The organism is Citrobacter sp. Ce129, from assembly GCF_030334545.1.
GTDB classification, from domain to species: Bacteria; Pseudomonadota; Gammaproteobacteria; order Enterobacterales; family Enterobacteriaceae; genus Citrobacter; species Citrobacter europaeus.
This window is the reverse complement of the sequence record NZ_JAOWDS010000020.1, coordinates 1-18763: the sequence shown is the minus strand read 5'-3', so window position 1 is coordinate 18763 and position 18763 is coordinate 1. Positions and strand designations below refer to the sequence as shown.

The following is an 18763-nucleotide window of genomic DNA, read 5'->3' as shown; positions in this document are numbered from 1 at the left end:
AGCTAAACATGCAAACCATCACCGTCGCCCCGCCCAAACGTAGCTGGTTCTCGTTGCTGAGCTGGGCCATTCTTCTCGCCGTACTGGTGGTCTCGTGGAAAGGTGCCGAAATGGCTCCGCTCACGCTGATCCAGGATTCCGGCAATATGGCGACCTTCGCCGCCGACTTCTTCCCGCCGGACTTCAGCCAGTGGCAGGACTATCTCGGTGAAATGGCCGTTACCCTGCAAATTGCCGTCTGGGGTACTGCCCTCGCCGTGGTGCTATCGATTCCCTTCGGCCTGATGTGCGCCGATAACCTCGTGCCGTGGTGGATTTACCAGCCGATGCGTCGCCTGATGGATGCCTGTCGCGCCATCAATGAAATGGTCTTCGCCATGCTGTTCGTGGTCGCCGTCGGTTTAGGTCCGTTCGCCGGGGTGATGGCGCTGTTTATCCACACCACCGGGGTGCTTTCCAAGCTGCTTTCCGAAGCGGTAGAAGCCATTGAGCCAGGTCCGGTAGAAGGCATTCGCGCCACCGGGGCCAATAAAATTGAAGAAATTCTGTATGGCGTTCTGCCACAGGTCATGCCGCTGCTTATTTCCTATTCGCTGTATCGCTTTGAATCCAACGTTCGCTCGGCCACGGTAGTCGGGATGGTGGGCGCAGGCGGTATTGGCGTGACCTTATGGGAAGCGATTCGCGGTTTTCAGTTCCAGCAAACCTGCGCCCTGATGGTGTTAATCATCGTCACCGTCAGCCTGTTGGATTTCCTTTCCCAGCGTTTGCGTAAGCACTTTATCTGATTAGCGAGGCATTGATTGCTATGCACTTGTCTACACATCCGACCAGTTATCCAACGCGTTATCAGGAAATTGCCGCGAGACTTGAGCAGGAGCTTCGTCAACATTATCGCTGCGGTGACTATCTGCCCGCCGAACATCAGCTTGCCGCGCGCTACGAGGTAAACCGCCACACCCTGCGCCGCGCCATTGACCAGTTGGTTGAGCGCGGTTGGGTACAACGTCGCCAGGGCGTCGGCGTGCTGGTGCTGATGCGCCCGTTCGATTACCCGCTGAATGCCCAGGCGCGCTTTAGTCAGAACCTGCTGGACCAGGGCAGCCACCCCACCAGCGAAAAACTGCTGGCGGTGCTGCGCCCGGCCTCCAGCCACATTGCCGATGCGCTCAGCATTAACGAGGGCGATAACGTGATTCACCTGCGCACCCTGCGTCGGGTTAACGGTATCGCGCTGTGCCAGATCGACCATTATTTTTCCGACCTCACGCTGTGGCCGCTGCTGCAGGGCTTTAACAGCGGTTCGCTGCACGACTACCTGCGCGAACAGTCCGGCCTGACGCTGCTGCGTACGCAAACGCGCATCAGCGCCCGCCGCGCGCAGGCCAAAGAGAGCAAGGTGCTGGAAATCCCCAATATGGCGCCGCTGCTGTGCGTGCGCACCCTGAACCACCGTGAAGGCGAAGAACACGCGGCGGAATACTCCGTCAGCCTGACCCGCGCCGACATGATCGAATTCACTATGGAGCACTGAATGCATTTCGATACCGCCACCCGCCAGCGCTGGATGCGCGCGCTGGCTTACAGCAATGCCGATGCCCTGAACGCCCGCATCACCGCGCTCAAACTGACGCCGGACTATGAACTTATTCGCGCACCGGAAAGCGGACTGATGCAGATCCAGGCCCGTATGGGTGGTACCGGCAACCGCTTCTTTGCCGGTGACACCACGCTTACCCGCGCAGTTGTCCGCCTGAAAAGCGGCACGCTGGGTTACAGCTACCTGCTGGGACGCAACAAACAACATGCCGAGCAGTGCGCGGTGATTGACGCGCTGCTGCAGGAACAAACGCATTTCCAGAACTTAATGGAAACCTTAATTGCCCCGCTGGAAGCGGAACGCGATGCGCTGATTCGCGCACGCCGTGCCGAAGTCAACGCCAGTCGGGTCGACTTCTTCACGCTGGTACGCGGAGATAACGCATGACCTTACAAACCGCTTTTAATTTACCCGTTCAGGATGCTCAGCAGAGCTTTCGTCGCCTGCTGAAGGCCATGAGCGAACCGGGCGTAATCGTCGCCCTGCATCAACTGAAACACGGCTGGCAGCCACTGGGCGTGGCAACCACCAGCGTGCTGCTGACCCTGGTCGACGGCGACACGCCGGTCTGGCTGGCGCCGTCGATGGATAACGATATCGCCCGGCAGAACCTACGTTTTCATACCAACGCGCCGCTGGTGGATCAGCCGCAGCTGGCGGCCTTTGCCGTCGCCGATGAACACATCAGCAGTGAACAGCTTAATGTCCTCTCCGCCGGTTCCGCCGTCGCGCCAGAGACCAGCGCCACGCTCATTGTGCAGGTCGCAGGCTTAAGCGGCGGACGTATGCTGCGTCTGACCGGCGCGGGCATCGCCGAAGAGCGCATGATCGCGCCACAGTTGCCGGAATGCCTGATTCACGAACTCACCGAACGCCCGCATCCGTTCCCGCTGGGGGTTGATTTGATCCTCACCTGCGGCGAACGCCTGCTGGCTATTCCGCGAACCACCCATGTGGAGGTGTGCTGATGTACGTCGCCGTCAAAGGGGGCGAAAAGGCGATAGCCAACGCCCACGCCCTGCAGGAAAACCGACGCCGGGGCGATGAGACCATTGCTGAACTGAGCGTAGCGCAAATCGAACAGCAGATGAATCTGGCCGTCGACCGGGTGATGACCGAAGGCGGCATCGCCGATCGCGAACTGGCGGCGCTGGCGCTGAAGCAGGCCAGCGGCGATAACGTCGAAGCCATCTTTTTGCTCCGCGCCTACCGCACTACGCTGGCAAAGGTGGCGGTCAGCGAGCCGCTTAACAGTGCAGAAATGCGCCTTGAGCGCCGAATCTCGGCGGTCTACAAGGATATTCCCGGCGGACAGCTGTTGGGACCGACCTATGACTACACCCATCGCCTGCTGGATTTTACTCTGCTGGCTAATGGCGAAACGCCGCCTCTGCGCAGCGCAGACGGCGCACAGGATGCCTCCCCGCACGTCTTTTCCCTGCTGGCCAACCAGGGACTGGCAAAGCGTGAAGAGGATGATGGCGCCACGCCCGACGACGTCACCCGCACACCACCAGTTTACCCCTGTTCACGTGCTTCACGCCTGCAACAGCTGATGCGCGGCGACGAAGGCTATCTTCTGGCGTTGGCCTACTCCACCCAGCGCGGCTACGGGCGCAATCACCCGTTTGCCGCCGAAATCCGTAGCGGCTATGTGGCACTGGAAACAGTCCCGGAAGAGCTGGGATTTGCGGTGAACGTCGGCGAAATGCTGATGACCGAATGTGAAATGGTCAACGGGTTTGTCGCACCAGAAAACGAATCTCCCCATTTTACCCGCGGCTACGGGCTGGTGTTCGGCATGAGCGAACGTAAAGCAATGGCGATGGCGTTGGTGGACCGCGCTCTACAGGCAGCCGAATACGATGAAACGGTCACGGGACCGGCGCAGGACGAAGAGTTCGTGCTGGCGCATGCGGATAACGTCGAGGCGGCGGGTTTTGTTTCGCACCTCAAACTTCCCCATTACGTCGATTTCCAGGCTGAGCTGGAACTGCTCAAACGCCTGCAACAGGAGGCCCCTCGTGACCACTAACCTCTCCGGCTACAACTTTGCGTATCTTGATGAGCAGACCAAGCGCATGATCCGCCGCGCCATTCTGAAAGCGGTGGCCATCCCCGGTTACCAGGTGCCGTTTGGCGGACGTGAAATGCCGATGCCTTACGGTTGGGGAACCGGCGGCATCCAGCTCACCGCCAGCGTGATTGGCGAGCCGGACGTATTGAAGGTGATTGACCAGGGCGCGGATGACACCACCAACGCCGTGTCGATTCGCAATTTCTTCAAACGCGTAACCGGGGTGAATACCACCGAGCGTACGGAAGACGCGACCTTGATCCAGACCCGCCACCGCATCCCGGAAACGCCGCTGGTGGAAGATCAAATCATTATCTTCCAGGTACCGATCCCTGAGCCGCTGCGCTTTATCGAACCGCGCGAAACGGAAACCCGCACCATGCACGCGCTGGAAGAGTACGGCATCATGCAGGTGAAACTGTATGAAGATATCGCCCGCTTCGGCCATATCGCCACCACTTACGCCTATCCGGTGAAAGTAAATGACCGCTACGTCATGGACCCGTCGCCCATCCCAAAATTCGACAATCCGAAGATGGACATGATGCCGGCCCTGCAACTGTTTGGCGCAGGCCGCGAAAAGCGCATCTATGCCGTTCCACCTTACACCCGCGTGGAAAGTCTCGATTTCGACGATCACCCGTTTACCGTGCAGAGCTGGGATGAGCCTTGCGCCATTTGTGGCTCAACCCACAGCTATCTCGATGAAGTGGTGCTCGATGACACCGGCAAACGCATGTTTGTCTGCTCCGACACCGACTACTGCCGCCAACAGAGCGAGGCCCTCAGCCAATGACGCAACCGCTGCTTTCAGTCAACAACCTGACCCATCTCTACGCGCCGGGCAAGGGCTTCAGTGATGTCTCTTTTGACCTGTGGCCTGGCGAAGTGCTGGGTATCGTCGGCGAGTCCGGTTCCGGCAAAACCACGTTGCTGAAATCAATCTCATCACGGCTGACGCCGCAGAACGGTGAGATTTTGTATCAGAACCGTTCACTGTACGGCATGAACGAGGCCGACCGCCGCCGTCTGCTGCGCACCGAGTGGGGCGTGGTGCACCAGCATCCGCTGGATGGCCTGCGCCGTCAGGTCTCCGCAGGCGGCAATATCGGCGAACGTCTGATGGCCACCGGCGCGCGCCACTACGGCGACATCCGCGCCACCGCGCAGCGTTGGCTGGAGGAGGTAGAGATCCCTGCCTCGCGTATCGACGATCTGCCCACCACCTTTTCCGGCGGCATGCAGCAGCGCCTGCAGATCGCCCGTAACCTCGTCACCCACCCCAAACTGGTGTTTATGGACGAACCCACCGGCGGGTTGGACGTTTCCGTACAGGCCAAACTGCTGGACCTGCTGCGCGGCCTGGTGGTGGAACTGGATCTGGCGGTAGTGATTGTCACCCACGATCTGGGCGTGGCGCGCCTGCTGGCCGACCGTTTGCTGGTGATGAAGCAGGGTCAGGTGGTGGAAAGTGGGTTAACCGACCGCGTGCTCGACGACCCGCATCATCCGTATACCCAGTTGCTGGTGTCGTCGGTTTTGCAGAACTGATTTTTTTGTTGTGCCGGATGGCGGCTGCGCCTTATCCGGCCTACGGAGCGGCATCGCTTGTGCCGGATGGCGGCATTGGTTGTAGGCCTGATAAGCGAAGCGCCATCAGGCAATCAAACGAAAAAACGCTTAAAGAGGCTAAAAATGAACGCGATCCGCGTTGAAAATGTCAGTAAAACCTTTGTCCTGCATCAGCAAAACGGCGTGCGTCTGCCGGTGCTGCAAAACGCCACGCTGGACGTTAAAAACGGCGAATGCGTGGTGCTGCACGGTCACTCGGGCAGCGGCAAATCCACGTTGCTGCGTTCGCTGTACGCCAACTATCTGCCTGATGAAGGCCACATCCACATCCGCCACAACGATGAATGGGTCGATCTGGTGCAGGCTCCGGCGCGTAAAGTGCTGGAAGTTCGTCGTTCAACCATCGGCTGGGTGAGCCAGTTCCTGCGCGTGATCCCGAGGATTTCCGCGCTGGATGTGGTGATGCAGCCGCTGCTGGATCTCGGCGTATCCCGTGAAGAGTGTGCAGCCAAAGCAGCTAACCTGCTTACCCGTCTGAACGTGCCGGAGCGGCTGTGGCACCTTGCGCCTTCGACCTTTTCCGGTGGTGAACAGCAGCGCGTCAACATCGCCCGCGGGTTTATCGTTGATTACCCAATTCTGCTACTCGATGAGCCTACCGCCTCGCTGGACGCCAAAAATAGCGCCGCCGTCGTCGCATTAATTGAAGAAGCGAAAGCCCGCGGCGCAGCAATTGTCGGCATTTTTCACGATCAAACCGTGCGCGACCGCGTAGCGGATCGTCTGCATCTGATGGGAACAACAGCATGATTATCAATAACGTAAAGCTGGTACTGGAAGATGAAGTGGTGCAAGGATCGCTGGAAATTGAAGGCGGAACGATCCGCGCCTTTGCCGAAAGTCAAAGCCAGCTGCCGCAGGCGCTGGACGGCGAAGGCGGCTGGCTGCTGCCAGGGCTTATCGAACTGCATACTGACAATCTCGACAAGTTTTTCACCCCGCGACCGAAGGTAGACTGGCCTGCCCACTCGGCGATGAGCAGCCACGACGCCCTAATGGTGGCCAGCGGCATTACCACCGTGCTGGACGCGGTGGCGATTGGCGATGTGCGCGACGGTGGCGACCGTCTGGAAAATCTGGAGAAGATGATCAATGCAGTGGAAGAGACGCAAAAGCGCGGGGTCAATCGCGCCGAACACCGCCTGCATTTACGCTGCGAGCTGCCGCACCACACCACCCTGCCGCTGTTTGAAAAACTGGTCGGTCGTGAGCCGGTGACGCTGGTATCGCTGATGGATCACTCGCCAGGCCAGCGTCAGTTCGCCAATCGCGAGAAGTACCGCGAGTATTATCAGGGCAAGTATTCACTCACCGACGAGCAGATGGCCCGCTATGAAGAAGAACAATTAGCCCTGGCTGCGCGTTGGTCACAGCCCAACCGCACGGCGATTGCCCAGATGTGCCGTGAGCGCCAGATTGCGCTGGCGAGCCATGACGATGCCACCAGCGAACATGTGCTGGAATCGCACCAGCTTGGCAGCGTGATCGCCGAATTTCCCACCACTTTCGCGGCGGCTGAAGCCTCACGCCAGCATGGAATGAACGTACTGATGGGCGCACCCAACATCGTGCGCGGCGGCTCTCACTCCGGTAACGTGGCGGCCCATAAGCTGGCTGAGCTGGGTCTGCTGGATATTCTCTCCTCCGACTACTACCCCGCCAGCCTGCTCGATGCGGCATTTCGCGTGGCGGACGATAACGCCAACGGCTTTACGCTCCCGCAGGCGATTCGCCTGGTAACCCACAATCCGGCGCGGGCATTAAATCTCGACGATCGTGGCGTTGTTGCCGAAGGCAAACGCGCGGATCTGGTGCTGGCGCACCGCAAAGGCGGCAACATCCATATCGACCACGTCTGGCGTCAGGGAAAAAGGGTATTCTGACTATGGGTAAACTGATCTGGCTGATGGGGCCCTCCGGCTCCGGTAAGGACAGTCTGCTGGCAGAACTGCGCCAGCAGGAACCGACACAACTGCTGGTGGCGCACCGTTACATCACCCGCGCCTCCAACGCTGGGAATGAAAACCATATCGCGCTGAGTGAACATGAATTTTTTATCCGCGCCGGGCAGAATCTGCTGGCGCTGAGCTGGCACGCGAACGGCTTCTACTACGGCGTCGGCGTAGAGATAGACCTCTGGCTGCACGCCGGCTTTGATGTGGTGGTCAACGGCTCGCGCGCGCATCTGCCCCAGGCGCAGGCCCGTTATGGCGCTTCTTTGCTTCCCATTTGCTTACAGGTTTCTCCGGCAATTCTCCGCCAGCGCCTGCAGGCGCGTGGACGGGAGAGCGAAACGGAAATCGCTGCCCGCCTTGAACGTGCGGCGCGCTACGCACCGTATGACTGCCACGTCCTGAATAACGATGGTAGTTTGCTACAGTCTGTCGATACACTGCTCGCACTGATGGGACGCAAGGAGAAGAAACATGTCTGTCTGTGAATTACGCCGCGCCACGCTCTACGATACCGATGCGGTTTACGCGCTGATCTGCGAGTTGAAGCAGGGTCAGTTTGACCTGCAGGCTTTTAGCGCTGGTTACGCCGCAAATCTGCAAGATCCCAATATGCACTACCAGTTGGCGTTAATCGACGGACAGGTCGTCGGCTTGATCGGTCTGCACCTACAGTTTCATCTGCACCACGCTAACTGGATTGGCGAAATCCAGGAACTGGTGGTGATGCCGCAGGCGCGAGGGTTAAGGGTCGGCAGCCAGTTACTGGCCTGGGCCGAAGCCGCCGCACGCGAAGCGGGCGCAGAAGTCACCGAGCTTTCCACCAGCACCCAACGCCTTGACGCACATCGTTTTTACCAGCGCGAAGGTTATACCATGAGCCATTTTCGCTTCACCAAACCGGTGTAGGGGGAGCCATGAGTCTGACCATTACGCTGACGGGAACGGGCGGCGCGCAGCTGGTGCCGACATTTGGCTGCGATTGTGCGGCCTGCCAACGAGCACGCTTACAGGTGCAATACCGTCGACGCCCTTGTAGCGGGGTGGTCAAATTCAACAATGCGGTGACATTGCTGGACGCGGGGATCCCACATCTGATGGACGACTGGCCAGCGGGCAGCTTCCAGCAGTTTCTGCTGACCCACTATCATATGGATCACGTGCAGGGGCTATTTCCGCTGCGCTGGGGCGTGGGGGCAACTATCCCGGTGTACGGACCGCCGGATGATCAGGGTTGCGACGATCTGTTTAAGCATCCCGGCATCCTCGATTTTAGCCATACCGTTGCGCCATTTGTGGTGTTTGACCTGCAAGGATTGCAGGTCACGCCGCTGCCGCTCAACCATTCAAAGTTGACGTTTGGCTATCTGCTGGAGTCCGCGCACAGCCGCGTGGCGTGGCTCTCCGATACCGCCGGGCTTCCCGATAAGACGCTAAAGTTTCTCCACAATAACCAGCCTCAGGTGATTATCATCGACTGCAGCCACGCCCCGCGCGCCGAACCGCCGCGCAATCACAGCGATGTAAATACCGTTATCGCCTTAAACGAGGTTATCCGCTGCCCACGGGTGATCCTGACGCATATCAGCCATCAGTTTGATCTGTGGCTGATGGAAAATCCGCTACCAGTAGGGTTTGAAGCCGGATATGACGGAATGGAGGTTGTGCTGGAGTAAGGAAATTAGCCGGATGCGATGAAAACATCTTATCCGGCCTACAAGCTGACAGTCAGGCGACTTTTTTAGACTCGCCATTTCGCTGAGCGATAAAATCTTTAACCGAAACAATGCGGTTCAGTTCTTCTTGCGCCCGCATGTCATTTTCAACTTCCCACAGGTCAACCGCCGACTGTAAGTTACGCCAGAAATCAACGGAGGTATCGAACGCTTTGGCCAAACGAAACGCCATATCCGTTGTTAATTTGCGATTATTGTTGACCAGTGCGCTCACCGTATTGCGATGAACATGCAGTATTTCAGCCAGATCGTTAATTTTCAGCTCGAGCGGCTCCAGGTATTCATATTGCAGGATATCACCCACAGTAGTTGGTTTTCTGGTTGCCTGTTTCATATCTTTACCTTAGATTTTCTCTAGTTCTAGTAGATGTGTGGATCTAAGTACACATCTTCGGCCTTACCGTTAATCCATTTGAATATTAATCGGTACTGCTTGTTTACTCTAATTGAAGAATATTCCTGCAACTTTCCGGTTAACTCTTCATATCTGTTACCGGGTGGCGAGCGCAAATCCCGATGCGAAACAGCCGCATTAATAATATCCAGCTTTCTGGCTAATGCAGTATGAATATCCGCAGGTATTTTTCTGTGCGATGTCGCCCGCTCAAAAAAATCTTCAAGCCATGTATCCCGAAAACTTCTGATGTTTAATGATTTAGACATTCCATTGCCAGCTCCTCTTCCATAAGCATAGAGAGATTGTAACGCACACACGCACTGTGCTCAAGTGCATTTCTTGACATAAAATGGCGAAATATTTAGCTGACAGGTGAATCCCTGCCTGGGAGACAAAATACTCATATATTTAAAGCGTTATAGCTAACGATCGTAATCTTCTTCCATTCTGCGTTCTTCGTCTTCTAACTGACGCCGTTCCTGATCGAGCTGGCGCTGGCGGTCATCCAGTTGACGGCGTCGGTCTTCAAACTGGCGGCGGCGGTCATCATATTGTCTGCGACGATCGTCACTCATCTGACGCTGCCAGCTTTCATCACGAGAGTCGTCATAATCCCGCCCGTTGTCCGGTTTGTATGCGTCGTTAATCGCCTGCTGAATATTGCCAATGGCGTCATCGATAATATCCGCCTGCGCTGACATGGTGGTCAGTGACAGCAAGCTAAACAATAAAAGCATGGGATAACATTTCATAAGCCAGACCCGAAGTTGAACTGGCTTTACGTTAGTCAACGCAGAAAAGAAGGTGTAGCGGAGGAATCTCAAACTCGATAGGACGCCCCTGGTTCCATCAACTGGTAAGCGCGTTGTTTTTCCTCTGCCACCAAAACAACACCGTGGCATTTTGTATCTGGTGACATGCTCCATATCCGCTCTTCTGGGATACATCCCCCATCATATATAACTTTCGAACCATCATACGGCCAGAATGCGTTTTGCTCCGTGTCCAGGATAAAAACTGAGATGTATTCAGACTCACGCGCAATTTTCTGCCAGAGCATTTTCCCGCCATCATATTGCTCAAAATCGCTAATCAGCGTTACACCACAGCGCAAAATCAGTGCTTCATACAGGCGCGTCGCCAACCCTTTATCTCGTTCGGACGGATTAACACATATCCCTTCTATCTGAAACACAGACGCCTCTTCCCAACATCGTTCCACCGTTAGAATATCGTTGTCCAGGTAGGGTTTACGCTGCAAATCCAGTGCAGCAAGAACCCGATGGCGAGGCACGCCATTAAAAATCTCAATATCAGCTTCAATGATTGCTGCGCGTGGAGTTTGCCTGTCATAAATAACCAGCAGAATACGCCCGGAAAGCTCAAACGTATCCACCACCTTAAACGAGCGGGCGACGGCCATCGGGCTATACGTTGTCGGCATCACAATCATCTGCGAATCACCTCTTGTTAGTACTGGCATAATTCCTTTTATATCCTAATCGGGCTGTGTTTGCTCAGATTAGCATCACCCGTTTGCTCCCTGGTCTTGATGAATTCCTAATCTCTTTGGCAGGTTTAGTTTTCCGAAGGAAGCTCGCAAAATAGTATGCAAAGAGGACAATGTCTTAGCGGTATGACTGTTCACTTTTCCGCAGCGCCTGCGCCAGCTCTCCCCGGGTAAAAGGCTTACGCAATAGCGCCACATCCGGCAACGCCGGGTTATGCGCCGGCCGTAAATCCTGACCGCTAATCAGCAGGATGTTCAGTTGCGGATAATGTGCCAGCGCATGATTAACCACATCCACGCCGCTTAACCCCCCCGGCAACATTAAATCGCTGATAAAAATATCAATCTCGGATGAAGCCGCCAGCATATGCATCGCCTGTTCGCCGTTGGCGGCCTCTAACGTCAGGTAGCCCAGCAGATGTAACTGCTCACATAATGTCTGGCGCACATCGGCTTCATCCTCAAGCACCAGTACCAGTTTTTCACCGCTGTTCGCCGCATGTACCGCCACCGGTTCTGCCTGAGCCTGCACCGGCACAACGGCGCGAGGAAGCTGCAATCTGACCGTCGTTCCCTGTCCGGGCGCGCTTTCAATCTCCACCCGGCCACCGGACTGGCGCACAAAACCGTAGACCATCGATAGCCCCAACCCGCTGCCGCTACCGGTCTGTTTAGTGGTGAAAAACGGTTCGAAGACCTGAGCTTTCACCTCCTGCGACATCCCGCTTCCCTGGTCGGCAACCTCCAGCATCACCATATCCTGCTTACGCCCATCGCTGCGCGTGACCCGCTGATTCCAGGTACGGATTTTAATCGTGCCCGCCTGCCCGTCCATGGCGTCACGGGCGTTCATCACCAGATTGATAATGGCGTTTTCCAGTTGGCTGACGTCAATCCACGCGGGCCAGGCGGGAGACTGGGCTTCAATCTCCAGCGTCAACGTGGCCGGAAGAGAGTGGCGCATCAGTTCGCCCAGGTTTTCCAGCAGCGTTTTCAGCTCCACCGCATGAGGGTGCAACGACTGTTTGCGCGAAAAGGCCAGCAGCCGCTGGGTAAGCAGCGCCCCGCGCTCGGCGGCTTTTAGCGCCCGATTGACCCGCGGCGCATCGGGCGAGTCTGGGTTCACCAGATCCAGGCTGCCAATAATCACCGCCAGCAGGTTATTGAAATCATGCGCTAATCCGCCCGTCAGTTGCCCCACCGCCTTCAGCTTTTGGCTATGCAATAGCGCTTCCTCCAGCCCCTGGCGCTCGGTGCGGTCGATTTCCATCTGGCTGGTTTTTTCTTTTAGCAATCGGGTGGTGTGCTCCAGCGACGCTGTATTACGGGCAAAGACGCTAAAGGCGCGGGCCAGCTCACCCAGCTCATCGCGACGCTGCAGGGCCGGTACGCTGACGTCCGATTCACCGTGCGCCAGCCGGGTCATCGCCCGTGAAATGGCCGTCAGGTTGGAACCGAGGTTACGGTAGATATACCACCCGGCAAAACCGGTGATCACCACCGCCAGCAGCGCAAACGCCAAAATAAACAACGCGCCAGATTGCAATTCCTGATGGCTTTGCGCCACCCGCTGTTCGGAGATCAGCGCCACCTGCGAGGCATACTGGTTGATATCGCTGTTGAGGATCGCCACCAGCGCTTTGATATGAAACATATACCAGTTGATCGCCAAATCGCTTTGTTCCAGCGCGGAAGAGAGCGGCTCCAGCTTATGCAGTTCCTGGTTGAAGTCGTTGAGGATGTGGCTAATCAGCGGATTATTGGCTTGCACAGGCAGCGCAGGCATCACGCCATTCAGTTGTTTCACCACCGAACGCGGCGTGGGTGTTTCAATGGCGGCGATAATTAATCGGTCTATTTGTCCCAGCAGCACGTCATCCTGCGCGCCGGTGAGCTTTTGCAGATGACGTAAATAACTTTGATTCTGATACAGTGAACTGAGCAACGCGTTACGTTCCAGGTGTCGCAGTTGCCCGCGCTGCAGCATACCTTCCACGCTGCTTTGTAGCTCCTGACTACGCTGGATAATACGCTCAACCAGCACAGGCTCCTGCTGAGCCAGCGGCGCATTAGCCAACTGTTCCAGCGAATCCTTCAGCGCCCGTTGCGTCTCCTGCAGCCGCTCCGCTTCACCTTTGTATTCCAGCGCGCCAACCACCTGCGACAGCCGCACCGCCGCCGTCGCCACGTTCGCCGTATCCCGCGCCAGGTTCATGCTGCTGGTCATGTCATCAACGGTTTGCTGCTGCACCTGCTCCTGGATCTGACTGGCGTGCTGAAACCCCAGCACCGCCACGCCGCTCACCATCAGCGTAACCGCGACGACCAGCAGATTGAAGAACAGCAATCGTCCGCGCGCACTGGCGAAAAAGTGACGTCCCGGTTGCGGCATATCACGCTCCGTGAAGAAAAATCGCAATATGACAAATATGAACGGCTTCTGACATTTTGCATTTACATTCCTGTGATGGACTGCTGATATCGGCCACCCCACAGGAGATCCGCCATGAGCAGGACACCGGTTCTGGAGATGCGCAACATTGCCAAAGCGTTTGGCAAATTTTACGCGCTAAAAGGGGTCGATTTAACGGTCTGGCCGGGTGAGATTCATGCCCTGATGGGTGAGAATGGCGCGGGGAAAAGCACCCTGATGAAGATCCTCGCGGGTGCCTATACTGCCACCAGTGGTGAGATCCTGATTGACGGTCAGCCGTTCCACATTCGTGGGCCAAAAGATGCGCTCAGCGCGGGCATCACGCTGATTTACCAGGAGATGCAGCTCGCGCCCAACCTGACGGTAGCGGAAAATATCTTTCTTGGCAGCGAGCTGTCGCGCGGCGGTCTGGTCCAGCGTAAAGAGATGGTGATGCAGTCGCAGAAAGTCATCGACCGACTCGGTGCCCAGTTTAAGGCCAGCGACCGTGTGATGACATTGACTATCGCCGAACAGCAACAGGTGGAAATTGCCCGCGCCCTGCACCGTAACAGCCGCATTCTGGTGATGGATGAACCCACCGCCGCCCTCTCCTCACGTGAAACCCACCGCCTGTTTGAGCTGATCATGCGCCTGCGCGATGAAGGGATGGCGATTATTTACATCAGCCATCGCATGGCGGAAGTGTATGAACTCTCGGATCGCGTCAGCGTCCTGCGCGACGGGCAATATGTTGGCAGCCTGACCCGCGACAAGCTCAACGCCGCGGAGCTGGTGCGCATGATGGTGGGCCGTCCGCTAAGCGATCTGTTCAACAAAGAACGCGATATTCCCTTAGGGAAAGCGCGCCTCAACGTCCACCACCTGACCGACGGCCATAAAGTCCAGCCGTGCAGCTTGCTGGTGCGCTCCGGGGAGATCGTCGGCCTGGCCGGACTAGTCGGCGCCGGACGTTCTGAACTGGCTCAGTTGATTTTTGGCGTGCGTAAAGCCATCGGCGGCATGATTGAAGTAGACGGTGAGCCGGTGGTGATCCACTCCCCGCGTGAGGCGATTGACCACGGCATTGGCTTTCTGACGGAAAACCGCAAAGAGCAGGGATTGTTTTTAGAGCTGGCAGCGGCAGAAAACATCACCATGGCGACGCTGGAGCGTGATGCCAACTGGGGCATGCTCGATCGCAAAAAGGCGCAGGCTATTTCCGATGACGCCATCAAATTGCTCAACATCCGCGTGCCGCACGCGCAGGTACGCGCAGGCGGGCTGTCCGGCGGTAATCAGCAAAAACTGCTGATTTCGCGCTGGGTCGCGATCGGCCCACGTATTTTGATCCTCGATGAACCCACGCGCGGCGTGGATGTTGGCGCCAAAAGCGAGATCTACCGGATCATGAACGATATGGCGCGCAAAGGGGTGGCGATCCTGATGATCTCCAGCGAACTGCCGGAAGTCGTCGGCATGAGCGATCGCGTGTACGTCATGCGCGAAGGCAGCATTGCCGGCGAGCTGAACGGGCAAAGTATTACCCAGGAAAATATTATGACGCTGGCTACCGGCGTGAACGACTCCCACCATCAGGCGGTGCCCCATGAATAATCCAACCCCTCCCCAGCAGGTGGCGAAATCCGCCTCCGCGAAAAGAATGCTGATGAGCGATCTGATGCAAACGGTCGGCATCTTACCGATTCTCATCCTGATTGTGGCGGTCTTTGGCTTTATCGCGCCCAACTTTTTTACCGAAAGCAACCTGCTGAATATAACCCGTCAGGCGTCGATCAACATCGTGCTGGCGGCTGGCATGACCTTCATTATTTTGACCGGCGGGATCGACCTCTCGGTTGGCTCGATTCTCGGCACCACCGCCGTCGCAGCCATGGTCGTTTCTCTTATTCCTGAGCTTGCCATGCTTTCGATTCCGGCGGCGCTGATGCTCGGCCTGGTGCTGGGGTTGTTTAACGGCGCGCTGGTCGCTTTTGCCGGACTACCGCCGTTTATCGTCACGCTTGGAACGTATACGGCGTTACGCGGCGCGGCCTACCTGCTGGCCGATGGCACGACGGTGATTAACTCCAACATCAGCTTTGAGTGGATTGGTAACAACTATCTCGGGCCGATCCCATGGCTGGTGGTGATTGCGCTGGCGGTGGTGGTGGTGTGCTGGTTCATTCTGCGCCGTACCACGCTCGGCGTTCATATCTACGCGGTCGGCGGCAACATGCAGGCCGCACGCTTAACCGGGATCAAAGTGTGGCTGGTGCTGCTGTTCGTCTACGGCATGAGCGGTTTGCTTTCAGGTCTTGGCGGGGTGATGAGCGCCTCGCGGCTGTACAGCGCCAACGGCAACTTAGGCATGGGTTACGAACTGGACGCCATCGCGGCGGTGATCCTTGGCGGCACCAGTTTTGTTGGCGGGATCGGCACCATTACCGGCACGCTGGTGGGGGCGTTGATCATTGCCACACTCAATAACGGCATGACGCTGATGGGCGTCTCCTATTTCTGGCAACTGGTGATCAAAGGGGCGGTGATCATCATAGCGGTGCTGATCGACAAATACCGTACCCGACACCATCAAAGTGCATAGACAAACTTGCCGGATGGCGCCGCAATCGCCTTATCCGGCCTATAACAACAATACCCTACGTGAGGAAACGAGTATGCGTTTGAAGCCATTAGTGACCGCGCTCTGTGCTGGCGCACTGCTTGCTGCAGCTCCGTTTGTGCAGGCAAAAGAACTGAAATCGATCGGCGTTACGGTGGGCGATCTGGCCAACCCGTTCTTCGTGCAAATAACCAAAGGCGCGGAGCTGGAAGCACGCAAACTGGCGGGGGATAGCGTTAAAGTGACGCTGGTGTCCAGCGGCTACGATCTGGGGCAACAGGTGTCGCAAATCGACAACTTTATTGCCGCCAAAGTCGACATGATTATCCTTAACGCCGCCGACTCTAAAGGCATCGGCCCGGCGGTAAAACGCGCGAAAGACGCCGGGATTGTGGTGGTGGCCGTTGACGTGGCGGCGGAAGGCGCAGACGCGACCATCACCTCCGATAACACCCAGGCGGGTGAAATGGCCTGTAAATACATTACCGACCGCCTGAAAGGCAAAGGCAACGTCGTCATCATCAACGGGCCGCCGGTTTCCGCCGTCCAGAACCGCGTGGAAGGTTGCCAAACCGAGTTCAAACGCCACCCGGACATCAAGGTGCTGTCGCATAACCAAAACGCCAAAGGCAGTCGCGAAGGCGGGCTGGAGATCATGACCGCGTTGCTGGCGGCGAATCCGAAGATCGACGGCGTATTCGCCATTAACGATCCGACTGCGATCGGTGCCGATCTGGCGGCAAAACAGGCGCAGCGTAGCGAATTCTTTATTGTCGGCGTAGATGGATCCCCAGACGGTGAAGAAGCGCTGAAGCGCGAAAACTCACTATTTGTGGCGACTCCGGCACAAGATCCGCAGGTGATGGCTGCTAAAGCGGTCGAAATCGGCTATGACATATTGCAGGGGAAACCCGCCCCGAAAGAACCCGTGCTGATCCCGGTGACGATGATCGATAAAAACAACGTCGGCAGTTATAAGGGTTGGACAGTGAAATAAATCCTGAACCGACTAAGGCTCCTGCCACAAAAAGAGTCAAAGAAGCAAGAGCGCCCGTCAGGGCGCTTACCTCATAAAAACTGAGAGTAATAAATATCCATTTTCTCCTCTATATTATTACTCAGTATAAAAGAAAAAATCATAACCGCCGTGTAAATAACCAGAATACCAATAACCAAAGGTGTAAACGTATACCAGGGGTGACTTTGGAACAGTTCCAGTGGTACGAGACTTACAAATCCCATACACCATAAAATAATTGCGCACAATTTTATGACTCTCCAATAATCATGGAAATCCAGCTTATCAAGTGCCGGATAAGATCCTGGATATTTAGCCGCTATTATGCCGGATTGAATAGCATTTGCGGATGTACTGGCGAATAACTGATGTCCTTGCCCATATTTTGCAGCATCCGCAGCCAATGCCAATACAACCCAGCGCTGAACCTCTGTGCTTTGCCCAGTGACGGCCTCCAGTTCATATCGGCTATCGGCCAAAATGCTCGTTTTTGCGTTTTCTATCCCACTAAATAATACGAACTTTGACTGCTTATCCAGTGAGTTGAACCATAGTTTTTTAATTTTACTCACATCAACTTGCTGTGCAGAAAGATATGTACTTACTATTTCATCAAGATAGTAAGGGGTACTGTCCATCATGCGCAATAAATATAAAGGTGTGTCTTTATCTTTAAGCAGTTGTGTATTGGTAAAAATAAAAGCATTAGCACTTTCAAAAAAGTCAAAATTATTTTCATCTTGCAGTTCAACTGCAATAACCAGGTTATTTTCAGAAATATTTAAATCAACCCAGTCATTAATTAAGAAATAATCAGGGCACTCGTGAAGGATATTAATTTTTCCGACTTTATCGTTGGGGACGCTCAGGCTTGCCAGCACCGCCTTGAAACTACTGCCGATAGTGTCATCCGCTCCCTTAACGTACAGCCAGGTATTAAAAGGCCGATAATCCCTGACAAGAGAATATTTGAGGGGCTCTATCAATTGCCTTAGCACTTTATCAACTCTGGTGTCATCCATTGAGTCAACTTCAATATCAATGCGTAACGGCGTTGCAGAACCTGCTGGCGCTTCCCCCTCTAGTTTCTGAATTTTTAATGCCAGTTCAGGTACCGGCAGAATGGATGAATAGTCTAAAAGAGGCAATGCCCGTATTGCCCAGTTTTTCCACTGATTCATACCATACTGCTCAAGATAACCCGCATAGTAACATGGAAAAGATATAACACCGTAAGTGATTACCATCACACACCAGATTGCCAACACTATTAGCGATGGGATACCTATTGCATTCCATATCAGATCATCAGGAACTTTCTTGTCCTGCAACCAGTTGAATATATTGTATGTTATAAAAAACAGAAAGATAGCACAGCTAATGATCAGCATAATATTCAGCGGGAATTTTTCTGGTTCTTCATAGGGATTCTTGTTTGGTATCTTCCATTTCCTCATTTGCTTGTTCCCGCTGTTGGCAGTGTGGTTTTAATTGCACAACCACATGCGGCCCTACAACCATCCACAACGACGCCTTTGCCATCCATTGTCCAGGTTGGCTCAAAATCAAGTATTGGGAAGGTACCTTTGTGCAGAATACAAACCACAGTATCCCCCATTAAGGCGACAGCAATTCCCATAAACTTGCTACCAGAAGCTTTATTAACATATCCGCCATTTTCCAGCGGATCGTTTAGCCTGATTACACCTTTCATATTATTTCCCCGCATCCATATCGCAGTGCATCCGGGTCCAGCCCTTATAGCCCACCACTTCCGGTTCTTTGTCCGGCAGGTTTTGATAGTT

Annotated in this window: 22 protein-coding genes and 1 pseudogene; 15 read left to right on the top strand and 8 right to left on the bottom strand. The window is 55.5% G+C overall.

The annotated features are described in order from the left end of the window. Positions 1-8: 8 nt before the first annotated feature. The 12 genes from phnE to phnP all read left to right on the top strand — a co-directional run bounded on the left by phnE (position 9) and on the right by phnP (position 8937). Positions 9-788: a phosphonate ABC transporter, permease protein PhnE gene (gene phnE, locus OGV77_RS00195; RefSeq protein ID WP_016155398.1), complete on the top strand. Its 780-nt coding sequence runs from the start codon at positions 9-11 to the stop codon at positions 786-788. A gap of 20 nt (positions 789-808) precedes the next feature. Further along, positions 809-1534: a phosphonate metabolism transcriptional regulator PhnF gene (gene phnF / locus OGV77_RS00190; protein ID WP_043018123.1), complete on the top strand. Its 726-nt coding sequence runs from the start codon at positions 809-811 to the stop codon at positions 1532-1534. Beyond that, positions 1535-1987, top strand: coding sequence for a phosphonate C-P lyase system protein PhnG (gene phnG, locus OGV77_RS00185; RefSeq protein ID WP_043018122.1), 453 nt, complete (start codon positions 1535-1537; stop codon positions 1985-1987). Continuing rightward, positions 1984-2568 carry a phosphonate C-P lyase system protein PhnH gene (gene phnH / locus OGV77_RS00180; RefSeq protein WP_043018121.1) on the top strand — a complete coding sequence of 195 codons (585 nt, stop codon included), beginning with the start codon at positions 1984-1986 and terminating at the stop codon, positions 2566-2568. Before phnG ends, phnH begins: the two co-directional genes overlap by 4 nt. Beyond that, a complete protein-coding gene (locus OGV77_RS00175) occupies positions 2568-3635 on the top strand; it encodes a carbon-phosphorus lyase complex subunit (protein WP_087051819.1) in 1068 nt (355 codons plus the stop codon). The genes phnH and OGV77_RS00175 overlap by 1 nt, the downstream gene beginning before the upstream one ends. 46 nt (positions 3636-3681) lie before the next feature. After that, entirely contained in the window at positions 3682-4473 is a 792-nt protein-coding gene (phnJ, locus tag OGV77_RS00170; RefSeq protein ID WP_230586357.1) for an alpha-D-ribose 1-methylphosphonate 5-phosphate C-P-lyase PhnJ, read from the top strand. Further along, positions 4470-5228: a phosphonate C-P lyase system protein PhnK gene (gene phnK, locus OGV77_RS00165; RefSeq protein WP_003826710.1), complete on the top strand. Its 759-nt coding sequence runs from the start codon at positions 4470-4472 to the stop codon at positions 5226-5228. The genes phnJ and phnK overlap by 4 nt, the downstream gene beginning before the upstream one ends. Before the next feature lie 144 nt (positions 5229-5372). Continuing rightward, positions 5373-6059 (top strand): phosphonate C-P lyase system protein PhnL, encoded by a 687-nt coding sequence (gene phnL, locus OGV77_RS00160; RefSeq protein ID WP_043018513.1) that lies wholly within the window; start codon positions 5373-5375, stop codon positions 6057-6059. Beyond that, a complete protein-coding gene (gene phnM / locus OGV77_RS00155) occupies positions 6056-7192 on the top strand; it encodes an alpha-D-ribose 1-methylphosphonate 5-triphosphate diphosphatase (RefSeq protein ID WP_087051818.1) in 1137 nt (378 codons plus the stop codon). Before phnL ends, phnM begins: the two co-directional genes overlap by 4 nt. Positions 7193-7194: 2 nt before the next feature. Continuing rightward, complete coding sequence (gene phnN / locus OGV77_RS00150) at positions 7195-7749, top strand: ribose 1,5-bisphosphokinase (RefSeq protein ID WP_043018118.1); 555 nt, start codon at positions 7195-7197, stop codon at positions 7747-7749. Beyond that, on the top strand, positions 7736-8170 hold the full coding sequence (gene phnO, locus OGV77_RS00145) for an aminoalkylphosphonate N-acetyltransferase (RefSeq protein WP_043018117.1): 435 nt from the start codon (positions 7736-7738) through the stop codon (positions 8168-8170). The genes phnN and phnO overlap by 14 nt, the downstream gene beginning before the upstream one ends. Positions 8171-8178: 8 nt before the next feature. Further along, on the top strand, positions 8179-8937 hold the full coding sequence (gene phnP / locus OGV77_RS00140; RefSeq protein ID WP_075145334.1) for a phosphonate metabolism protein PhnP: 759 nt from the start codon (positions 8179-8181) through the stop codon (positions 8935-8937). Between the two features lie 52 nt (positions 8938-8989). Here phnP and OGV77_RS00135 read toward each other — a convergent pair whose 3' ends face one another. The 5 genes from OGV77_RS00135 to OGV77_RS00115 all read right to left on the bottom strand — a co-directional run bounded on the left by OGV77_RS00135 (position 8990) and on the right by OGV77_RS00115 (position 13296). Further along, entirely contained in the window at positions 8990-9331 is a 342-nt protein-coding gene (locus tag OGV77_RS00135; protein WP_043018115.1) for a HigA family addiction module antitoxin, read from the bottom strand. A gap of 26 nt (positions 9332-9357) precedes the next feature. Then, on the bottom strand, positions 9358-9660 hold the full coding sequence (locus OGV77_RS00130; protein ID WP_075145335.1) for a type II toxin-antitoxin system RelE/ParE family toxin: 303 nt from the start codon (positions 9658-9660) through the stop codon (positions 9358-9360). A gap of 156 nt (positions 9661-9816) precedes the next feature. Then, entirely contained in the window at positions 9817-10146 is a 330-nt protein-coding gene (yjdP, locus tag OGV77_RS00125; protein WP_075145336.1) for a DDRRRQL repeat protein YjdP, read from the bottom strand. A 68-nt stretch (positions 10147-10214) separates the two neighbouring features. Beyond that, positions 10215-10847 (bottom strand): GNAT family protein, encoded by a 633-nt coding sequence (locus OGV77_RS00120; RefSeq protein WP_063941245.1) that lies wholly within the window; start codon positions 10845-10847, stop codon positions 10215-10217. Positions 10848-11022: 175 nt separating this feature from the next. After that, positions 11023-13296: a hybrid sensor histidine kinase/response regulator gene (locus tag OGV77_RS00115; RefSeq protein ID WP_087051817.1), complete on the bottom strand. Its 2274-nt coding sequence runs from the start codon at positions 13294-13296 to the stop codon at positions 11023-11025. A 114-nt stretch (positions 13297-13410) separates the two neighbouring features. Here OGV77_RS00115 and OGV77_RS00110 point away from each other — a divergent pair, with 114 nt between their 5' ends. The 3 genes from OGV77_RS00110 (at position 13411) to OGV77_RS00100 (ending at position 16937) form a co-directional block, all read left to right on the top strand. Then, complete coding sequence (locus tag OGV77_RS00110; RefSeq protein WP_075145337.1) at positions 13411-14934, top strand: sugar ABC transporter ATP-binding protein; 1524 nt, start codon at positions 13411-13413, stop codon at positions 14932-14934. Beyond that, complete coding sequence (locus OGV77_RS00105) at positions 14927-15922, top strand: ABC transporter permease subunit (RefSeq protein WP_047406945.1); 996 nt, start codon at positions 14927-14929, stop codon at positions 15920-15922. The genes OGV77_RS00110 and OGV77_RS00105 overlap by 8 nt, the downstream gene beginning before the upstream one ends. A 73-nt stretch (positions 15923-15995) precedes the next feature. Next, on the top strand, positions 15996-16937 hold the full coding sequence (locus tag OGV77_RS00100) for an ABC transporter substrate-binding protein (protein WP_003826688.1): 942 nt from the start codon (positions 15996-15998) through the stop codon (positions 16935-16937). 71 nt (positions 16938-17008) lie between these two features. Here the strand turns inward: OGV77_RS00100 and OGV77_RS00095 are convergent, their stop codons facing one another. The 3 genes and pseudogenes from OGV77_RS00095 to OGV77_RS24785 form a co-directional block, all read right to left on the bottom strand. Next, on the bottom strand, positions 17009-18415 hold the full coding sequence (locus OGV77_RS00095) for a KPHS_23130 family T6SS system protein (RefSeq protein ID WP_087051816.1): 1407 nt from the start codon (positions 18413-18415) through the stop codon (positions 17009-17011). Next, positions 18412-18672, bottom strand: coding sequence for a PAAR domain-containing protein (locus OGV77_RS00090; RefSeq protein WP_043018109.1), 261 nt, complete (start codon positions 18670-18672; stop codon positions 18412-18414). The genes OGV77_RS00095 and OGV77_RS00090 overlap by 4 nt, the downstream gene beginning before the upstream one ends. A gap of 1 nt (position 18673) precedes the next feature. After that, positions 18674-18763: pseudogene (locus tag OGV77_RS24785) on the bottom strand (T6SS immunity protein Tli3 family protein); the annotation flags it as partial.

Excerpts from the sequence above, each read along its gene's own strand:
- phnE (WP_016155398.1), top strand. The coding sequence starts at position 9 with ATGCAAACCATCACCGTCGCCCCGCCCAAACGTAGCTGGTTCTCGTTG.
- phnF (WP_043018123.1), top strand. The coding sequence starts at position 809 with ATGCACTTGTCTACACATCCGACCAGTTATCCAACGCGTTATCAGGAA.
- phnG (WP_043018122.1), top strand. The coding sequence starts at position 1,535 with ATGCATTTCGATACCGCCACCCGCCAGCGCTGGATGCGCGCGCTGGCT.
- phnH (WP_043018121.1), top strand. The coding sequence starts at position 1,984 with ATGACCTTACAAACCGCTTTTAATTTACCCGTTCAGGATGCTCAGCAG.
- OGV77_RS00175 (WP_087051819.1), top strand. The coding sequence starts at position 2,568 with ATGTACGTCGCCGTCAAAGGGGGCGAAAAGGCGATAGCCAACGCCCAC.
- phnJ (WP_230586357.1), top strand. The coding sequence starts at position 3,682 with ATGATCCGCCGCGCCATTCTGAAAGCGGTGGCCATCCCCGGTTACCAG.
- phnK (WP_003826710.1), top strand. The coding sequence starts at position 4,470 with ATGACGCAACCGCTGCTTTCAGTCAACAACCTGACCCATCTCTACGCG.
- phnL (WP_043018513.1), top strand. The coding sequence starts at position 5,373 with ATGAACGCGATCCGCGTTGAAAATGTCAGTAAAACCTTTGTCCTGCAT.
- phnM (WP_087051818.1), top strand. The coding sequence starts at position 6,056 with ATGATTATCAATAACGTAAAGCTGGTACTGGAAGATGAAGTGGTGCAA.
- phnN (WP_043018118.1), top strand. The coding sequence starts at position 7,195 with ATGGGTAAACTGATCTGGCTGATGGGGCCCTCCGGCTCCGGTAAGGAC.
- phnO (WP_043018117.1), top strand. The coding sequence starts at position 7,736 with ATGTCTGTCTGTGAATTACGCCGCGCCACGCTCTACGATACCGATGCG.
- phnP (WP_075145334.1), top strand. The coding sequence starts at position 8,179 with ATGAGTCTGACCATTACGCTGACGGGAACGGGCGGCGCGCAGCTGGTG.
- OGV77_RS00135 (WP_043018115.1), bottom strand. The coding sequence starts at position 9,331 with ATGAAACAGGCAACCAGAAAACCAACTACTGTGGGTGATATCCTGCAA.
- OGV77_RS00130 (WP_075145335.1), bottom strand. The coding sequence starts at position 9,660 with ATGTCTAAATCATTAAACATCAGAAGTTTTCGGGATACATGGCTTGAA.
- yjdP (WP_075145336.1), bottom strand. The coding sequence starts at position 10,146 with ATGAAATGTTATCCCATGCTTTTATTGTTTAGCTTGCTGTCACTGACC.
- OGV77_RS00120 (WP_063941245.1), bottom strand. The coding sequence starts at position 10,847 with ATGATTGTGATGCCGACAACGTATAGCCCGATGGCCGTCGCCCGCTCG.
- OGV77_RS00115 (WP_087051817.1), bottom strand. The coding sequence starts at position 13,296 with ATGCCGCAACCGGGACGTCACTTTTTCGCCAGTGCGCGCGGACGATTG.
- OGV77_RS00110 (WP_075145337.1), top strand. The coding sequence starts at position 13,411 with ATGAGCAGGACACCGGTTCTGGAGATGCGCAACATTGCCAAAGCGTTT.
- OGV77_RS00105 (WP_047406945.1), top strand. The coding sequence starts at position 14,927 with ATGAATAATCCAACCCCTCCCCAGCAGGTGGCGAAATCCGCCTCCGCG.
- OGV77_RS00100 (WP_003826688.1), top strand. The coding sequence starts at position 15,996 with ATGCGTTTGAAGCCATTAGTGACCGCGCTCTGTGCTGGCGCACTGCTT.
- OGV77_RS00095 (WP_087051816.1), bottom strand. The coding sequence starts at position 18,415 with ATGAGGAAATGGAAGATACCAAACAAGAATCCCTATGAAGAACCAGAA.
- OGV77_RS00090 (WP_043018109.1), bottom strand. The coding sequence starts at position 18,672 with ATGAAAGGTGTAATCAGGCTAAACGATCCGCTGGAAAATGGCGGATAT.